Source organism: Actinoplanes sp. NPDC051411 (assembly GCF_040682075.1).
In the GTDB taxonomy this organism is placed as follows: domain Bacteria; phylum Actinomycetota; class Actinomycetes; order Mycobacteriales; family Micromonosporaceae; genus Actinoplanes.
The window spans coordinates 1-17405 of record NZ_JBFBAD010000133.1; the positions used below are offsets into that span (position 1 = coordinate 1).

18 protein-coding genes are annotated in these 17405 nt (G+C 71.1%); 7 read left to right on the forward strand and 11 right to left on the reverse strand.

From position 1 onward, the window contains the following. Positions 1–41: 41 nt before the first annotated feature. The 6 genes from AB0M88_RS43725 to AB0M88_RS43750 all read right to left on the reverse strand — a co-directional run bounded on the left by AB0M88_RS43725 (position 42) and on the right by AB0M88_RS43750 (position 6026). Entirely contained in the window at positions 42–479 is a 438-nt protein-coding gene (locus tag AB0M88_RS43725; RefSeq protein WP_364112459.1) for a hypothetical protein, read from the reverse strand. Positions 480–588: 109 nt separating this feature from the next. Then, complete coding sequence (locus AB0M88_RS43730; RefSeq protein ID WP_364112461.1) at positions 589–1491, reverse strand: pirin family protein; 903 nt, start codon at positions 1489–1491, stop codon at positions 589–591. Between the two features lie 9 nt (positions 1492–1500). Further along, positions 1501–1893, reverse strand: coding sequence for a TIGR03618 family F420-dependent PPOX class oxidoreductase (locus tag AB0M88_RS43735; RefSeq protein ID WP_364112517.1), 393 nt, complete (start codon positions 1891–1893; stop codon positions 1501–1503). Then, positions 1893–3305 carry a DUF2252 domain-containing protein gene (locus AB0M88_RS43740; RefSeq protein ID WP_364112463.1) on the reverse strand — a complete coding sequence of 471 codons (1413 nt, stop codon included), beginning with the start codon at positions 3303–3305 and terminating at the stop codon, positions 1893–1895. Before AB0M88_RS43740 ends, AB0M88_RS43735 begins: the two co-directional genes overlap by 1 nt. A gap of 31 nt (positions 3306–3336) precedes the next feature. Then, a complete protein-coding gene (locus AB0M88_RS43745; RefSeq protein WP_364112465.1) occupies positions 3337–4539 on the reverse strand; it encodes a DUF1501 domain-containing protein in 1203 nt (400 codons plus the stop codon). Between the two features lie 2 nt (positions 4540–4541). After that, entirely contained in the window at positions 4542–6026 is a 1485-nt protein-coding gene (locus AB0M88_RS43750) for a DUF1800 domain-containing protein (protein ID WP_364112467.1), read from the reverse strand. A 104-nt stretch (positions 6027–6130) separates the two neighbouring features. Here AB0M88_RS43750 and AB0M88_RS43755 point away from each other — a divergent pair, with 104 nt between their 5' ends. Both AB0M88_RS43755 and AB0M88_RS43760 read left to right on the forward strand, forming a co-directional pair. Beyond that, a complete protein-coding gene (locus AB0M88_RS43755) occupies positions 6131–7174 on the forward strand; it encodes an ROK family protein (RefSeq protein ID WP_364112469.1) in 1044 nt (347 codons plus the stop codon). A gap of 110 nt (positions 7175–7284) precedes the next feature. Then, positions 7285–9213: a hypothetical protein gene (locus tag AB0M88_RS43760; RefSeq protein WP_364112471.1), complete on the forward strand. Its 1929-nt coding sequence runs from the start codon at positions 7285–7287 to the stop codon at positions 9211–9213. A 185-nt stretch (positions 9214–9398) separates the two neighbouring features. Here the strand turns inward: AB0M88_RS43760 and AB0M88_RS43765 are convergent, their stop codons facing one another. Next, complete coding sequence (locus AB0M88_RS43765; protein ID WP_364112473.1) at positions 9399–9731, reverse strand: STAS domain-containing protein; 333 nt, start codon at positions 9729–9731, stop codon at positions 9399–9401. Positions 9732–9830: 99 nt separating this feature from the next. On the opposite strand from AB0M88_RS43765, the gene AB0M88_RS43770 reads away from it, so the two are divergent. Beyond that, positions 9831–10301 (forward strand): peroxiredoxin, encoded by a 471-nt coding sequence (locus AB0M88_RS43770; RefSeq protein ID WP_364112475.1) that lies wholly within the window; start codon positions 9831–9833, stop codon positions 10299–10301. 10 nt (positions 10302–10311) lie between these two features. Here AB0M88_RS43770 and AB0M88_RS43775 read toward each other — a convergent pair whose 3' ends face one another. Further along, a complete protein-coding gene (locus AB0M88_RS43775) occupies positions 10312–10785 on the reverse strand; it encodes a hemerythrin domain-containing protein (protein ID WP_364112477.1) in 474 nt (157 codons plus the stop codon). 40 nt (positions 10786–10825) lie between these two features. Here AB0M88_RS43775 and AB0M88_RS43780 point away from each other — a divergent pair, with 40 nt between their 5' ends. Continuing rightward, positions 10826–11329 (forward strand): hypothetical protein, encoded by a 504-nt coding sequence (locus AB0M88_RS43780; RefSeq protein WP_364112479.1) that lies wholly within the window; start codon positions 10826–10828, stop codon positions 11327–11329. Here AB0M88_RS43780 and AB0M88_RS43785 read toward each other — a convergent pair. Next, a complete protein-coding gene (locus AB0M88_RS43785) occupies positions 11307–11852 on the reverse strand; it encodes a hypothetical protein (RefSeq protein ID WP_364112481.1) in 546 nt (181 codons plus the stop codon). The two genes, AB0M88_RS43780 and AB0M88_RS43785, sit on opposite strands and share 23 nt — an antisense overlap. Positions 11853–12035: 183 nt before the next feature. Then, the gene (zwf, locus tag AB0M88_RS43790) at positions 12036–13529 is read right to left on the reverse strand and encodes a glucose-6-phosphate dehydrogenase (protein ID WP_364112483.1); all 1494 of its coding nucleotides are present in this window, start codon (positions 13527–13529) and stop codon (positions 12036–12038) included. A gap of 158 nt (positions 13530–13687) precedes the next feature. On the opposite strand from zwf, the gene AB0M88_RS43795 reads away from it, so the two are divergent. After that, on the forward strand, positions 13688–14611 hold the full coding sequence (locus AB0M88_RS43795) for an exopolyphosphatase (protein WP_364112485.1): 924 nt from the start codon (positions 13688–13690) through the stop codon (positions 14609–14611). A gap of 145 nt (positions 14612–14756) precedes the next feature. On the opposite strand, the gene AB0M88_RS43800 is transcribed toward AB0M88_RS43795, so the two are convergent. Next, on the reverse strand, positions 14757–15662 hold the full coding sequence (locus AB0M88_RS43800) for a DUF1775 domain-containing protein (RefSeq protein WP_364112487.1): 906 nt from the start codon (positions 15660–15662) through the stop codon (positions 14757–14759). Positions 15663–15741: 79 nt separating this feature from the next. Here AB0M88_RS43800 and AB0M88_RS43805 point away from each other — a divergent pair, with 79 nt between their 5' ends. Together AB0M88_RS43805 and AB0M88_RS43810 are read left to right on the forward strand one after the other, a co-directional pair. Beyond that, positions 15742–15948 carry an RNA-binding S4 domain-containing protein gene (locus tag AB0M88_RS43805; protein ID WP_364112489.1) on the forward strand — a complete coding sequence of 69 codons (207 nt, stop codon included), beginning with the start codon at positions 15742–15744 and terminating at the stop codon, positions 15946–15948. Positions 15949–16033: 85 nt separating this feature from the next. Further along, a complete protein-coding gene (locus AB0M88_RS43810; protein ID WP_364112491.1) occupies positions 16034–17401 on the forward strand; it encodes a sugar ABC transporter substrate-binding protein in 1368 nt (455 codons plus the stop codon). Positions 17402–17405 lie beyond the last annotated feature (4 nt).

The window sequence follows — 17405 nt, forward strand, 5'->3', positions numbered from 1 at the left end:
CCCGCCGCCGTTTCCATCCGGAAAGCCGAAAAGCCGAAAGCTCAGAGGCGCCCGTCCGAAGTGAACGGCCCGACCTTCGCCGGCAGCACGAGACCGCACGCCGACAACGCGTTGAGCAGGTCCAACAGTTCCGAGCGGGTCAACGCGCCGGGCGACTCGGGCTCGCGATGCGGCACATCCAGCGCCCGGGCCGCTTCGATCGCCCGCGCCCCGATCGCCGCCTCGACCGCCCACAGGCGGTGCGCCCGCATCGCCAGGTGAGCGGACGCCACCATCTCGCCGTGCAGGCGCAGCAGCCGCCGCAGGTCGGCCGCCAGCTGTTCGATCGGCGGCCCGAGCGGCACGGGTGGCGGTGGTCGCAGCCGGCTCCACGTCTCGGCCACCAGCCCCCACCATTTAGGTGCGTAGATCACGACTGCGCCGAGCAGCGTGGGCGTGGCGACGATCAGACCAAGTTTGCCGACATCGAAGGCGTTCACGGCGGGCTCCCAGGGACGGCGGCCGTGATGGTGGCCGCCTTCTTCCGAGACTCCGCCTGCTCGGAGGGACCGTCAAGCGAGAAACGGCATCAAGCGGACCGGGAGTGTGTCAGCGCACCCGTCCACGCGAGACCAGCCGGGTCAGCGGCATCGGCGGCGCTGGCAGCCGGGGTCCGTCGTAGCCGGAGACCGAACCGAAGCGTGGCGTCTGCGACTCCCAGTCGAGCCGCATCTGCACGATCTCGTCGTGTTCGCGGCCGACGAAGTTCCACCACATCACCAGGCGCTCCTCGAACGGCTCCCCGCCGAGCAGGAGCAGCCGCGCCGGTGACGCCGTGGACAGCCGCAACGACGCGCGTCCCGATCCGACGTAGAGCAGCGGCCCCGGCTTCAGCGTCGTCTCCTCGATCACCGGTGCGCCGTCGAGCGCCAGCACCGCGTACTCGAAATCGGACCGTAGGGGCAACGAGGCCGCGGCGTTCGCGCCGAGCGTGATCTCCGCCCCGACCAGGGGCGTGTGGGTCGCCGCGGGCGAGGTGAGGCCGGCGAGGTCTCCCATGAGGACGGTGGCGGCAAGGCCGCCGTCCGAGAAGACCGGAAGATCGGCGTGGTGGGCGAAGGCCGGGGGCATGTCGCGGTCGGCGTGGGGCAGGGCCACCCACAGCTGTACGCCGTGCAGCGAGCGCGAGTGGTCGGCGGGTGTGACCTCGGCGTGGGAAATGCCGCGTCCCGCCGTCATCAGGTTGAGCCGGCCCGGCCGGATCTCCTGCACGTTGCCGAGGCTGTCGCGGTGCAGCACCTCCCCGGCGACGAGCCAGGTGACCGTCTGCAGGCCGGTGTGCGGGTGCGGACCGACGCGCATGCCCGGCGACCCGTCGAGGTCGTGCGGCCCGTACGCGTCGAGGAAGCACCACGCCCCGACCATCCGCCTCTGCTTGTTGGGCAGGGTGCGCGTCACCTCGAAGCCGCGGGGCCCGCCCAGCGCGACCGGGGTGCCCGGAAGTATCTCCACCCCTCGACGCTATCGGAACACGGTCGATCCGAGGACCCTCGTTATCGACACTTCGATGACGACCCGTTCCGGGTTGACCCGCGGCTGCCGGTAGCGGGCCGCGTAGCGCCGCACCGCCTCCTCGACCGCCTCGGCCGCGGAGAGGACCTGCGCCTTGCCCTCGACCGTGATCCACCGGGCCCCGTCGACCTGGCAGACCGCCACCCGGTCCTGCCCGGCCGTCACGTGGCGCACGTGGGCGGACCCGCGCGACGAGATCACCCGCAGCAGCCCGGCCGGCGCGTCGAGCGTCGCCCCGACGGGCACCACGTGCGGCGAGCCGTCGCGGCGCAGCGTCGTCAGCGTGCACAGGTGCCGCTCGGTCCAGAATTGGAGGACCGGCGCCGATTCCAGCGAGATCATCATGCCGCCTCGGCCGGCAGCAGCCCCCGGTGCACGGCCGCCCGCAGGCGCGCGTGGTCGGATTCGACCTGGTCGGCGTACGCCCGGGCGAACCGGCAGAGCACGTCGTCGAGTTTGCCGCTGCTGCCGATGTAGCCGGCGATCATGGACGCGCCGCTGGTGCGGGCGTGTGACTTGGCCAGCAGGTAGCCGCACACGCCGGCGTAGTCGGCGAGCGCTCCCGCGCTGATCCCCTCGACGACGATCGCCCCCTTCATGTCGCGGAACTGCCGCACGTAGAACTGGTGCTCCCCGACCGTGGTCCAGCCGAGCAGCGGGTCGCTGACCGTCTGCAGCGCCTGCTGATATTCCACGACGCGCTGCCCCTGGTGCCGGTGCCACGCCCGGCTGCCGTGCTGGTGGCGCGCGATGACCGACCGGCGGGCCTGCTTGAGTTGCAGGAACACCACGTCGTCGGTGCTGCTGCCCTCGCACAGCGCGACGTAGGCCCGCAGGCCGACCGAGCCGACCCCGACCACCTTGTGCGCGATGTCGACGATCCGGTAGCCGGCCAGGATGCGCGCCCAGTGCGGCGGCAGCGTGTTGAGGTAGCCGTCGAGCGCGGCCTCGAGGGCGTCCCGGTCGCCGTCGCTCGTCCGCGTGATCAGCGGCGGCTCCTCGACCAGGCGGGCCGTGCCGTCGCGCCGCTCGGTGAAGCGGGGGAGCGCCCGGTCGCTGGTGCGCCGGCGGGCCCGGCGGGCGGCCCGTTCGATCTCTTCCCGGAAGCTCTGTTTGGTGGCCGCCGAGCGCAGCGACTCGACGTCGAGCCGCTCGAACGAGCGGGCCAGCAGCGGCTGCTCGGCCAGGTGCCAGATCTGCTCGCGGTATTGCGTGACGCAGTGCTGCACGGCGTCGCCGCAGGCGCTCTCCCGGAAGCCGTTCTGCCGGCCGGCCACGTAGACGCTGACCGCGAGCCGGCGCAGGTCCCATTCCCAGGCGCCGGGGTGGGCCTCGTCGAAGTCGTTGAGGTCGAAGACGAGTTCCCGTTCCGGGGAGGCGTAGAAGCCGAAGTTGCCCAGGTGGGCGTCGCCGCAGATGACCGGGGTGATGCCGGTGGCCGGGAGCCGGGCGAAGTCGTCGGCCATGATGTTGGCCGAGCCGCGGAGGAACGCGTACGGCGAGGAGGTCATGCGGCCGATCCGGATCGGGATCAGCCAGCTCTGGCGGCCGGCGTTCTGGTCGATGACCTGCTGGACCGGGTCGGGGCGGCCGTCGGGCGGGTGCCAGAACGCCATGTCGGTGCGGTGGGCGCGCTCGCGCAGGGAGCGGCCGATCTCGTACCGCTCGGCGCGCGGGCGGGCCTGGCGCCGCAGCGAGGTGAAGCCGCCGTCGGCGCCGCTGTCGAGCACGACGTGCCCGTTGGCTGGTTCCATCAGCCTTCAGACTACGGCTTTTCCCGCAAGATCAACGAGCCGCCACCAGCCCGAAGGACGACGCGGTGACGGACGGGAACACGCCGGACAGCGAGCCCACGCCACACCGCTTCTGCAGAATCTCGCCGATCACCGACCGGTAGTCGCTGGTCGCCGCCAGATCGCCGTCGACCAGGGCGCGCGGGGCCAGCGTGGGCCACTTGGCGTAGACCTTGCCGCCGCGTACGCCCCCGCCCAGCACCAGCATCGCGTTGCCGTGCCCGTGGTCGGCGCCGTGGGAGGCGTTCTCGCCGACCCGGCGCCCGAATTCGCTCACCGTGACCAGCGTGACGTTCTTCATCCCATCGCCCAGGTCGGCGGCGAACGCCGCCAGCGCGAGCGACAGGTCGGTGAGGTTGTCGAACATCCGCTGGCCCTTGACCGCGGAGCCGAGGGCCTCGTGCATGTCCCAGTCGCCGCAGTCGACCGCGGCCGTGACCAGCCCGGCCCGGGCCTTGATCAGGCGGGCGACGTCGCGCAGGGCGGACCCGAGGTCGGTTGCCGGATAGGTGCCTTTCGTCCCGGCGGGCAAGCCGGCCGTCGCCGCGAGGGCCCGGTCGGCCGCTCGGGCCGGCGCGGCGAGCAGGGCGGGCGCGTCGGCGTACATCGCCCGCAGGGCCGCCGCGATCGGCTTCTTCGAGGCACCCGCGAGCTCGAAGGAGTCGATCGACTCCATGGCGACACCACTACCGAGGACCCGCGCCGGCATCGCATGCCCCAGCGAGACCCCGGCCAGCGGGGCATGGGAACCGGTGGTGCCGAGCATCCGGTCCAGCCAGCCGCTGCGCACAGAGCTGCCGGGCGCGGCGTTCTCCATCGCCTCCATCGCGGCGAAATGCGACCGGGTCGGGTCGGGCTGCCCGGCCGCGTGCACGGCGGCCAGCTTCCCGCTCTTCCAGAGGCCGAGCAGGGGAGCCATCGCCGGGTGCAGCCCGAACGTGCCGTCGCCGGCGATGACCTGGCTCTTCGGCACCCCGATCGAGGGCCGCGCCCGGTAGTAGTCGGGGTCGCCGATCGGCACGATCGCCGACAGGCCGTCGAAGCCGCCGCGCAGCGACAGCAGCACCAGCGTGTCACCGGAGTAGCCGGGGTCGGCGGCGTACGCCAGTTGGGTCGACACCGCCGAGGCGGCCACTCCGGCCCCGATGGCCGCGCAGGTGCCCAGGAGCCGGCGACGGGAAACGTTCTCGGTCATGTTCACCTCAGCTGGAAGGTCGGCGAGTTCAGGACCATCGCGATCAGGTACGGCGCGGCACCGTCCAGCGACTTGTCCACCGGACTGGTCGGCAGCTTCCCGGCGACGCTGAGCGCGGCGGCCGTGTGCGCGGCCGGCAGCCTGGTGCCGGTGAGGCGTACGGCCAGCGCGTCGACCAGAGCGCCGAAAGTGGCCGGCCGCACCGGAACCAGCGACCTGAGCAGATCGGCGGGACGCGTGAGCTGGCTTGGGTACCAGCCGGCGGCCAGGTTGAGGTGCAGGTTGCACTTCATCAGGAACGCCGACGGCGACGCCCAGGCGGCGGCCACGTCCGGGAAGCCGTTGGGCGGACTCCAGCGGTACGGCGCGTTCCCGGCGTCGGCCAGCTCGTTGTAGAGCGCGTCCAGCGCCTTGACCCCCGAGCTCTCCGGGCCGAGCCCGAGGGCCCGGATCGACGCGGCCAGGTCCTCCAGCGGCGTGCGCATCTTCTGCCCGGCCGACGCGGCGAACTCGGGCGAGGTGAACAGCGCCCGCAGCACCGGCACGATCGCGGTGTCGTTGTCCAGGTAGATCTGGGCGAGCCGGGCGACGAGCGAGGCTGGGGCGTCGTCGGCGACGAAGCGTACGCAGAGCTTGGTGGCGATCCGCTTCGCGGTCGCCGGGTGGTGGGCCAGGTAGTCGAAGAACGCGTCCGGATCGGCACCCGTGTACCCGAGGATCCTGACCGTGCCCGCCGCGCGGGCGGAGGCCTGGTAGACGTAGCCGCCGTCGCGGCCGACCGTCATACCGGTCAGCAGGCGGGCCGCCGCGGCCACGTCGTTCTCGGTGTAGAGCAGGCCGACCGTGTGGAGCTCCATCAGCTCGCGGGCGTAGTTCTCGTTCGGGTGCGCCTTGGTCGACGACCGGTTGTCCAGGTAGGTCAGCATCGCCGGGTGCTTCGCCGACGCCGTGAGCATTTCCGAAAACTTGCCGAAGGCGTGCCGGCGGATCACCTGGGCCTCGTAGTCGCACCGGCTGTCCCAGACGCCGCTCGACGGCGCCGCGATGTGCAGGTGGTTGGCCCAGAACATCGCGGTCGTCTCGAACAGCTGGCGGTTGCTCCACACCGCGCGGGCGACGGCGGCCCGCCCGAGCTGGCCGAACGCGGCGTACGAGTGCACCGGCAGCGCGGCCCGCACCCGGGCGACCGAGGCACCGGCCAGCGGCAGCCGGGCGAGCAGCCGGTCGCAGACGGCGTCGTCGATCCGGGACGGGTTCAGCTGGCGGTCGAGCCACCCGGCGACACCGAGCTTCTTCGCCTCGGCCAGCGACTGCGGCGTCGGGCCGTACGTGGCGCGGCGCAGCAGGTGGGCGATCGGGTCGGCGGAGACGAGCGACGCGGCCGGAGCGGCCTCGGCGGCCGGCGCGGCGACCAGAACACCGCCGCCGCCGCCGCCGCCGGCGGCAGCGGCGGCGGAGGCGGCGAGAACGGTGCGTCGGCTCGTCATGCCAGACCGTTCGACCCGGACGCCGCCCCGCGTCGCGGCTGCAACCATCGCTAACGCAGCCGCAATCGTCGCGCACCCGGGGCGGCGGACGTACGCTCACCCTTGTGGATCAGGCAGAGAAGGTACGCACCCCCGCGTCCTGGGTCGTGGTAGGTCTGGACAACGGCGGGACCTGCAACAACGCGACCGTGCTGGACGCGACCGGACGCTTCCTCGTCGATCACCTGGTGGAGACCCCGAGCCTGGTGACCGAGGGACCGGAGTCGGCGGTCGAGGCGCTGGCCGAGGCGTTCGACAACATCCTGGCGCTGACCAGCACCCCGCTGACGCTGGTGCGCGCGGTCGGCCTGGACACGCCGGGCCCGGCCAGCGCGACCGGGGTGATCTCGTCCAAGGGGTCGACCAACTTCAGTCAGGACGCCTGGCACGGGTTCGACATCCGGGGCGCGCTCGAGCGCCGCATCGGCCTGCCGGTGCACTACGAGAACGACGCCAACGCGGCCGCCCTCTACGCGCATCACCGGCACTTCGGCGACGCCGCGATGAGCACCTCGTCGATCTCGGCGATCGTCGGCACCGGCATGGGCGGCGGCGTGGTCGTCACCGGCCGGGTGGTCAGCGGCGCGGCCGGCATGGCGGGCGAGCTCGGGCACGTGCAGATCCCGCTGCACGACGTGCTCGAACCGGACCAGCCGCTCCCGATGTGCAACTGCGGCTTCGGCGGCGACGTCGAGAGTGTGGCCTCGCTGACCGGCATCAAGAACAACCTGCTGCCGTACTGGTTGAAGCGGTTCCCCGACCACCCGCTGGCGGCCGAGCCGATCGCCCGGGCGGCCAAGCTGCTGCGCGGCTACGGCGAGAAGGAGGACCCGCTGGCCCTGGCCGTGTTCGGGCAGCAGGCGAAGGCGATCGGCCGGCTGTTCACGATCGCCGCCAACTTCACCGACCCGGACGCGTACTTCCTGGGCGGTGGCGTCGTCGAGGCCGAGCCGACGTTCCGGCAGTGGTTCCTCGACACGGTCAAGGAGAACACCGACCTGCGCCGGGAGCAGCGCGAGGTGGCGACCTTCGCGCTGGTCGCCGACCTCGACATGGCCGGGGCCCGCGGCGCCGCGGTGGCCGCCCTGGAGGAGGTCCAGGCGCGCTGACCAGCCCTGTTACAACATTTTGACAGACGTAGATATAGACGTTCGCCGCTAGTAACGTCCCCCTTGCCGTCCGTGGCCGCCCGGCCCCGGACGAGCCGAAGGGGGAATTGATGCGACGCAGCATCGCGACCGTCACCGCGGCCGTGCTCGGGCTGGCCCTGATCACCCCGGGCGCCGCCCACGCCGATCCCGCCGCCCCGACCCCGGCTCAGATCAGCGGCGCGCCCAAGGCTCCGCCGGGCAGCAGGCCGGCCGGCCCCAACCCCTACCTGGCCGATCTTCCGGCCGGTGCACACCCCGACTACGCCGGCTGGCGCACCTATCTGAAGGCCCAGGCGTCGAGCAGACTCCAGGCCCGCCTCAAGGCGCAGAGCCTGGCGGCCGCGGCGCCGCCGCCGGCGGTCGTCGTCGACGAGGACGAGATCGACGGCACCTCGGGCGGCAACGACCGCCCGGTCGACGCCCAGCGGGTCACCGGCTTCGGCACCGGCGCCAAGCAGTACTCCCGCATCCGCGTGCTCGGCAGCCTCGACAACGAACCGATCGACGACGCCGACGTTCCGCCCGCCCCCGAGGACGACGGCTCGATCCCGCTCGCCGGCGACTACGGCATCGGCGGCCTGCGCAACGGCGCGGTGATCGACTCGGAGATCGGCGACGGGCCGCACGGGCGGCTGACCGGCGACGGCAGCAACGACTTCGACTACTTCAAGGTGGCCGCGCGGGCCGGGCAGCTGCTCACGGCCGCCACCGCGACCCCGGACGGCCCCCTCGACACCGTGCTCGAGCTCTGGTCGGCCGACGGCACGCTGCTCGCCCTCAACGACGACAGCGGCCTCTCCCTGGACAGCCGGATCAGCTTCCCGGTCGTCACGACGGGCGACTACTACGTCTCGGTCGCGGCGTTCGGCGGCCTGCCCGCCGACCCGTTCGACTCGGCCAGCGGCACCGGGATCGGCGACCCCACCCCGCCCACCCAGGGGCCCTACACGCTGTCGCTGAACTCGGTCGGCGTCGACACCGACTTCTACGCCGTCAAGCTGAAGCCGGGCGACGTGCTCGGCGCCTCGGTCGCCGGCTCGGCGACCTACCTGACCGTCTACGACACCACCCCGCGCGAGGTGCACGGCTCCGACCAGGACGCGTCGGTCGTCTACCCGATGGCGTCCCCGCTCCCGGCCGGCGGCAACGCGGTCACCGACTATGTGGCGACCAAGGCGGGCTGGCACTACATCGGCGTGGCCCACGGCTCCGGGGCGTACGACATCACCGTCGAGGCCTACCGACCGCCCCTCGAAGGCGCGACCCCGGTGCAGACGGTCTTCCTCGACTTCGACGGCGCCCGGGTCAACACCGGCGTCTTCGGCGGCCCCGGCAACCGCGATCTGAGCCCGTTCGCCGCGTTCCTCGCCAAGTGGGGCCTGACCCGGGCCGACGAGGACAGGCTGATCGACGCGGTGGTCGCCGGCGTCACCGAGAACCTCAAGAAGGACATGGTCGCCAGCGGCCTCAACACCCGGTTCAAGCTCAAGGTGCTCAACAGCAAGGACGACCCCGACCCGTGGGGCAAGCCGAACGTCAGCCGCATCATCGTCGGCGGCACGGTCGCCGAGTCCGGCGTCGACACGATCGGCATCTCGCAGAGCATCGACCCGGGCAACTTCGAGACCTCGGAAACCGCCCTGGTGCTGCTCGACTACCTGAGCGATCCGGCCGGCGACGACGCGTCGCTCAACACCTACATCACGCCGGCCAGCGACAAGGTGGCGTTCCTCGGGCACGCGCTGGGCAACGTGATCGCCCACGAGGGCGGCCACTTCTTCGGCGACTTCCACACCGACAACAGCGACGACCGGCCCAACGTCATGGACGCCGGCGGAGGCGGCTTCGGCACACTCTTCGGCGTCGGCCCGGACGGCGCCGGCGGAACCGCCGACGACATCGACGTCGACTTCGGCGACGACCAGTTCATCCCGGACGAGGGCTTCATCGGCACCGAGGACACCCTCGGCCGGATCGCCTTCGGCGTCACCAGCTAAAACCCTTTCCCGTACGCCGGGGAGCCGTCCCGCCCCCCAGCGCGCGCTCGCCGCCGACGCCCGGAACCGTCCCGCGTGGCCGAACGGTCCGGCCCGTACCGCAGGAGCCGTCCCGCGAAAAGCGGGACGGCTCCGGGGCAGCGGAAGTCAGTCCTGGAGTGCGGAGTCGGTCCTGGAATGCGGAGTCACTCCTGGAGGGCGCTTTCGACGTCGGGGAACAGCGCGAGATAGTCGGTCAGCCCGAGCGTGTCGAAGAGCCGGCGCAGGAAGCCGGACGGCGCCGCCAGGCGCACCCAGCCACCGTGGTCCATCGCCCGGCCGTGGGCGGTGACCAGCACCCCCACCCCCATCGAATCGCAGAAGTCGAGGCCCGACACGTCGACGACGACACGCGGCGCGGCCCGCTCGACGAGCCGGTTGAGGTTGGCCTTCAGGGAGGCGGCGGTGTCGATGTCGAGGGATCCGCGCAGCACCAGCACGGCCGTGTTCGGCGGGTGGTGTGCAACCGAAACCTGCATGGCGGTGTCGCTTTCGGGGGGTCGACCGGCGGGGCTTACTAGCCTATGGGAGATCCGCCCCGCTGGCCGAATCCGCGAACTCGGCAGTAACTTGATCACATGGCCTACGGCACCGGCGACATCGTCGACGACTTCGAACTACTCGACCAGGACGCCGCGCCCCGGCGGCTGAGCACGATGCTCGCCGACGGACCGATCGTGCTGTTCTTCTATCCGGCCGCGATGAGCCGCGGCTGCACCATGGAGGCCTGCAACTTCCGCGACCTGGCGGCCGAGTTCCAGGCGGCCGGCGCCCAGCGGGTCGGCATCAGCGGCGACTCGCCTTCGAAGCAGAAGGAATTCGCTACCGCACACAACTTCGACTACACGCTGCTCAGCGACCCGGGCAACGAGGTCGGCCTCCGCTTCGGCATCAAGCGCAAGGTCGCCCTGGGCCCGATCCGCCTGAAGCGCCTCACCTACGTGATCGACACCGACCGGCGCATCCTCGACGTCATCCACTCCGAGCTCAACATGAACGAGCACGCCGCCAAGGCGCTCCAGGTCCTCGCCGCGCGGCCGCGGTCCTGACGGCAGCCGGTCAGCGGCCGCCCGGGCCGGCGCCCCGGACCGCCCGCATGCGCCGGGCGTAACGCCGCCTCCCGACCAGCCGCCAGAGCAACCGGGCTGGCGGCGGCATCTCGCTCAGGAACCACGCCCGCTCGCGCGGCGTTGCGTCCTCCAGCACGAGACCCGCCAGCAGCAGTTTGTCGGTCAGGCCGGCCGGTCCGTGCTTCATCGCGTGCTCCTGCGGCGCGTGCCACTCGGCGACCGTCAGATGGTCGTGGATCAGCGGCAGCACCGCCGCCTCCTCGAGGTCGAGATGCTCGATCAGCACGTCGTGAAGCTCCTTCAGGCTCGCCTCGTCCATCTCCCGCCCGACCCGCTCGACCGCCGAAGCGACCGCCGCGTGCTGCCGGCTCATCGTCGTGATCAGGTCGTCGGCCAGGGGCGCCCGGGCGTGCAGCGCCGGCCAGAGCAGCTCGTCCTCCGCCTGGTGGTGTTCATGCAGCACATACACCTCGGAGGTCCGGGCCCGGCAGGCCCGCACGAGCGTGGCCGCGGTCGCCGCGCGGGCCGGAGTCGCGCTGAACACGGTCTACACGAGCGTGGGCGGCAAGCCGGCGCTGATCGAGGCCCTGGTCGACGAGAGCACCACCGACGAGACGATCGAGTCGGCGCTGGCCGCCATGGCCGGGTCCACCGACCCGGCCGGCATCCTCCGCCGGCTCGCGTCGACGACCGGCGAGGTCACCCGCCGCCAGGCCGGCACGCTGCGGATCCTGCTGGAAAACCGCACCGCCGAGCCGGTCGTGGCCGCCGCCGCCGACCGTGCGACGGCCCGCTACCGCGCGCGCCTGCACCAGGTCGCCGCCCACCTGGCCGCGCTCGGCGCCGTCCCGGCCGACACCGCCCGCACCGAGCAGATCCTCTGGTTCTACTTCGGCACCGGCGCCTGGACGACGGTTCGCGAGCTGGGCTGGGACTGGCCCGAGGCGGCCGACTGGCTCGCCACCCAGGCCACCACGGCCCTGCTCAAGCCCGGTGCAGCCGGGTAGTGCCGCCCTGCGTCATGACGATCGACAGCACCTGCCGCGCCCCCGACCCGCTCAGCTCGTACGGCCACTCGTACTGCCCGCCGGTGTCCTGCTCGAAGTAGATCTGATCGCCGTCGAGCTCCCACCGCCCGCTGTCGTGCACGACGTCGCGCTCCCACGCGTAGTGTCCGTCGCCGCCCAGGTTCATGGTCATCCGGAGGCTGGTCGACTCGTACGCGGAGAGCGGGCTCGACCCGCTCCACGTGCCGACCAGCTGCGCGCCCGGGTCCGGAGGCGGTGTGGTCTTCGGGGCGGGCGGCGGGTGTGTCGTCGGCCCGCTCTCTGTCGGCCCGGTCTCCGTCGGCTCGGCGATGACCGTCGTCGGACCGGTCGTGGGGTCGACCGGATGGGGGCCGCCACCGGCGCCCTTGAGGGCCACCAGTGCCACGGCGAGCCCCAGAACGCCGGTCACCACCTGGATCCAGGCGGGTATGTCGCCCCACTTCTTCTTCTTTTTCGGCGGCGCCTGCTGCAGGTTGGTCATCGATGGCCCTCGTCGTGATGATCACTGACAGTGAATGTCGGTTCCATCAGACGCGACGCCGCCGAACCGGACCATAGGTGCATCGGCCACCAGAAGATGGCTGCGGGGACGCATCCGCAACCAACATCACCTACGTACAGATATGGCCCCCGGGTGTCCGGGGGCCATATCCGAGCGGTCGGTTCAGACGCTGTTGCGCCAGCGCCGGCCGCTGCGGCCGATGAGGCGTTCGGCGTCGGCCGGGCCCCACGAGGCGGCCTCGTAGGTCGGGATCGGGGACCGGTCGTTGGCCCAGCAGTCGATGATCGGGTCGACGATGCGCCAGCACTGCTCGACCTCGTCGGCCCGGATGAACAGGGTCGGGTCGCCGAGCAGGGCGTCGAGCAGCAGGCGCTCGTAGGCCTCCGGGGACTCCTCGGCGAACGTGTTCTCGTACGAGAAGTCCATGCTCGCGGTGCGCACGCGGAACGAGTGACCCGGCACCTTCGCGCCGAAGCGCAGCGAGATGCCCTCGTTCGGCTGGATCCGCAGGATCAGCGCGTCGGCCTCGAGGTCGGTCAGCTGGTTGGCCGGGATCGGCAGGTGCGGGGGCCGCTGGAACTGCAGGGCGACCTCGGTCACCCGGGCGGGCAACCTCTTTCCCGTACGCACGTAGAACGGCACACCCGCCCAGCGCCAGTTGTCGACGTTGAGCCGCATCGCCGCGTACGTCTCGGTGCGCGACAGCGGGTCGACGCCGACCTCCTCGCGGTAGCCGGCCATCAGCTCCTCGCGGGTGCCGCCCCGCGTGTACTGCCCCCGGACCGCCAGGTCGGCCACGTCGCGGTTGGTGGGCAGCCGCACTGCCTGGAGCAGCTTGACCTTCTCGTTGCGCAGGCCTTCGGCGTCGAACGAGGCCGGCGGTTCCATCAGCGACAGGGCGAGCACCTGGAGCACGTGGTTCTGCACGATGTCGCGCATCGCCCCGGCGTGCTCGTAGAAGCCGCCCCGGGTGCCGACGCCGAGCGTCTCGGCGACCGTGATCTGCACGTGGTCGACCCAGGAGCGGTCCCAGATCGGCTGGAAGATCGAGTTGGCGAAGCGCAGGGCGAGCACGTTCTGGACCGTGTCCTTGCCCAGGTAGTGGTCGATGCGGAACACGTGGGGCTCGTCGAACGCGGCGTGCACTATGCCGTCGAGTTCGCGGGCGCTGGGCAGGTCGCGGCCGTACGGCTTCTCGATCACCAGGCGGGAGAACGAGCCTTCGCGGGCGTGGTTGAGCCCGGCCCCGGCCAGCCCGTTGATGACCGGCTCGAAGGCCTCGGCCGGGGTGGAGAGGTAGAACAGCCGGTTGCCGGCGGTGCCGCGGTGCGCGTCGAGCTCGTCGAGGGTCTCGCTGAGCCGCTTGTACGTCTCGGGGTCGTCGTAGCCGCCGGAAACGTACCGGATGCCCCCCATGAGCTGGCGTTTGTCGGCCAGGCTGCGCCCGCCGAGGGCGCTGTCCGCGAACTGCTCGTCGGCCATCGGGGTGCGGGCGACGCCGACCAGCGCGAACTGTTCGGGCAGCCGGTTGTGCCGGGCCAGGCTCTCGACGGCCGGCAGGAGCTTGCGCCGGGTCAGGTCGCCCGAGGCGCCGAAGATCACCAACGTGGCCGGTGGGGCGCTGCGCTCCTGGATGAGCTGTGGGGCGTTGTCCATCTGTCTCCCAGTCCTCCGACCGTTGTGAACGTCCGTGAAAACCTTACGCAGCCGGGCGGTGGGGCGGTTCACATCAATCCAGGATGCGACCAGGGCCATAGCGATAAAAGTGGCAAACTGGGACCTAATGGTCTGGTCCAAAACAGCAGGGGGACGTCGTGAAGTATCGGCTCGTGACCCGCAGCGACTTCGACGGCCTGGTCTGCGCGGTTCTGCTGCGGCACCTGGACATGATCGGCGAGATCAAGTTCGTGCACCCCAAGGACGTGCAGGACGGCGAGGTCGAGGTCACCGAGAACGACATCCTCACCAACCTGCCGTACGCCCCGGGCGCCTACATGGTCTTCGACCACCACCACTCGGAGACGCTGCGCAACGAGGGCAACCTCGAGAACCACGTGATCGACCCGGACGCGCCCTCGGCCGCGCGGGTGATCTACGAGTACTTCGGGGGCAAGGAGCGTTTCCCCAAGGTCTCCGACGAGCTGATGCGCGCGGTCGACCAGGCCGACTCGGCCGCCTACGCCCTCGAGGACATCCTGAATCCGCAGGGCTGGACCCTGATGAACTTCCTGATGGACAGCCGCACCGGCCTGGGCCGCTTCCGCGAGTTCCGCATCTCCAACTACCAGCTGATGATGCAGCTCATCGACGCCTGCATCGAGCACGACGAGGTCGGCGGGATCCTCGCGCTGCCCGACGTCAAGGAGCGGGCCGAGCTCTTCCGCGAGCAGCACGACCTCTTCGTCGAGCAGCTCAAGCGGGTCAGTCACGTCGAGGGCGACGTGGTCGTGGTCGACCTGCGCGACGAGGAGGTCATCCACGCCGGCAACCGGTTCATGGTCTACGCGATGTTCCCGCAGGCCCGGGTGTCGGTGCACGTGATCTGGGGCCGGCAGAAGCTGAACACGGTGTTCGCCTGCGGCAAGTCGATCCTCGACCGCACCTCGCCGGTCGACGTCGGCGAGGTCATGCTGCGCTACGGCGGGGGCGGCCACATCGCGGCCGGGACCTGCCAGGTGCCCCACGACCAGGCCGAACGGGTGGAGAAGGAGATCGTGGAAGCCCTGAAGTCAAGCTGAGTCTGTGGGGTGGGAGGCCCGAACTCCTCCCACCCCTCGCGCGGATCATGGGTCATGCCCAGTGACCCCATCCGCCGGTCGTGCGCCGCGCCCCACGCGCGCCGACACGACGCCCGCCCGCGTCCACCAGCGCGGGAACCGGGTCCTACTCCTCTTTGAGGCTCCACTTGCCGGCCGCGACCGGCTGCTTGGCCTCAACGTCCTTCTCGTCCGCCGCTTCCGCCTCGTCGGCCGACGCGGTGGGCGACGGCGGCGCCGCCGTGGTGGCGTCCTCGTCGTCCGAGGGCTCGTCGTCCTCCTCGGCGCGGTGCCGGCTGCGGAACATCAGCCAGACGCCACCGAGCAGAGCCAGCCCGGCGACGACCCAGCCGACGATCGACAGGATCGACGGACCCCGGGTGGCGTCCGCGACGACCTTGGCGAACTGGGCGTTCTCGTCCGCGTTGGGATCGCCGGCCGTGGTGCCGTCGCCGTTGGCCGCGTTCTGGCCGCCCATGTCCATACCGGCGTGCGCCTGATCGATCACCGCCTGCTGCTGCGCGGTGGCCGGGCTGAGCGTCAACGTGCCCGGCGTCATCGCGGGGCCGGCCGTGCCGTCGCTGTACTTGGTGGTCACCGTGAACTTGTACGAGCTCAGCGTGGGCATCGGCCCGAGCGAGACCCTCAGGTCGGCCGTCTTGCCCGGCTGCAGCGCGAGCCCGGGCATCGCGATCCAGGTGATCGCCGAGGTCGCCTCGTCGACCGGGATGTCGGTCATCATCGACGGCAGCGCGTGGGCCAGCTTCTTCGTCGTGATCTTCGGCGCCCAGTCGTCGTTCGACAACGGGTAGGCCTCCGCGACCGGCGAGTCGGCGGGCAGCGTCACCGTGACGGTGCCGAGCGGTTTGGCGCCGGTGTTGGTCACCTTGAAATCCACATCGACGGCGTCGCCCTGCACGGCGGAAGTGGGCGACACCGCCACGTCAGCCAGGGCCGGCGTGGCGACGAGCGCGCCGGCAACGGCGGCTACGGCCAGGACGCCCGCTCGGCGGGCCAGCACGAGTTCCCTCACGAGGGGTAGTTCGGATAGGGCGCGGGAAAGGTTCAAAGCCGTTCGAGAAAGTTTGCCCGGCGTACGCGATGATGCTCCGATGCGCGACGTGCCGATCGACGGCGACATGATCAGACTCGGACAGTTCCTGAAGCTGGCCGACCTCATCGACACCGGGGGCGAGGGCAAGGTGCTGATCGCCTCCGGCGACGTGACGGTCAACGGCGAGGTCGACACCCGCCGGGGCCGGCAGCTGCACCGCGGCGACGTGGTGGAGGTGTTCGGCAACTCGGCCCGGGTCGGTTGACACTTATCGATCTCTGGCATGTACTGAGGTCCAACGTGTTACCCGCGTCACAATCGGTGACACCAGCCTCGCCGGGGAGGCCCGCATGTCACGTGCGCAGTTCAGAGCGGCGTTGACCGTCGCCTCGACACTGATGCTCGCCGTCGCCTCCGGGTGCGCGGGCTGGGGCGGGGGAGCGGGCGGCGGCGGGTCGGACAGCATCAACGTGCTGATGGTCAACAACCCGCAGATGATCGACCTGCAGAAACTGACCGCGGCGAACTTCACCAAGCAGACCGGCATCAACGTCAACTACACCGTGCTGCCGGAGAACGACGTCCGCGACAAGATCAGCCAGGAGTTCTCCAGCCAGGCCGGCCAGTACGACGTGGCCTCGCTGAGCAACTTCGAGATCCCGATCTACGCGAAGTCGAAGTGGATCGCGCCGCTCGACGACTACGTCAAGGCCGACACCGGGTTCGACCAGTCCGACATCCTGCCGCCGATGACCCAGTCGCTGACCGCCGACGACGGCAAGCTCTACGGTGAGCCGTTCTACGGTGAGTCGTCCTTCCTGATGTACCGCAAGGACGTCCTCGACGCGGCCGGCGTCCAGATGCCGGAGCACCCGACCTGGCAGCAGGTCGCCGACATCGCGGCCCGGGTCGACAACAAGCAGCCCGGCATGCGCGGCATCTGCCTGCGCGGCCAGCCCGGCTGGGGTCAGGTCTTCGCCCCGCTGACCACGGTCGTCAACACCTTCGGCGGCACCTGGTTCAACAAGGACTGGTCGCCCCAGCTCACCGCCCCCGGCTTCAAGCAGGCGACCCAGTTCTACGTCGACCTGGTGCGCTCGCACGGCGAGGCCGGCGCCCCGCAGGCCGGTTTCACCGAATGCCTCAACGACATGGTCCAGGGCAACGTCGCGATGTGGTACGACGCGACCAGCGCCGCCGGCTCGCTGGAAGCGGCCGGCTCCCCGGTCAAGGGCAAGATCGGGTACGCGCCGGCCCCGGTCGTGCGGACGAAGAGCGCGGGCTGGCTCTACGCCTGGTCGTGGAGCATTCAGCAGGCCAGCAAGAAGAAGGAGAACGCCTGGAAGTTCATCGCCTGGGCCTCCGGTAAGGACTACGAGAACCTGGTCGGCCAGCGGGTGGGCTGGTCCAGCGTCCCGGCCGGCAAGCGGGCCTCGACGTATCAGAACCCGGACTACCTGGCTCAGGCCAAGGCGTTCGCGGCCCCGACCGAGGCCGCCATCTCCGCCGCCGACCCGCGTAACCCGGGCACCCAGCCGCGGCCGGCGATCGGTATCCAGTTCGTCGACATCCCCGAGTTCACCGACCTCGGCACCCAGGTCTCGCAGTACGTCAGCTCGGCCATCGCCGGGCAGATGTCGGTCGACGACGCGCTGAAACGGGGCCAGCGCCTGGCCAGGGACGTGTCCGAGCGCTACCAATCCGGCGCCAACGGCTGAGGGG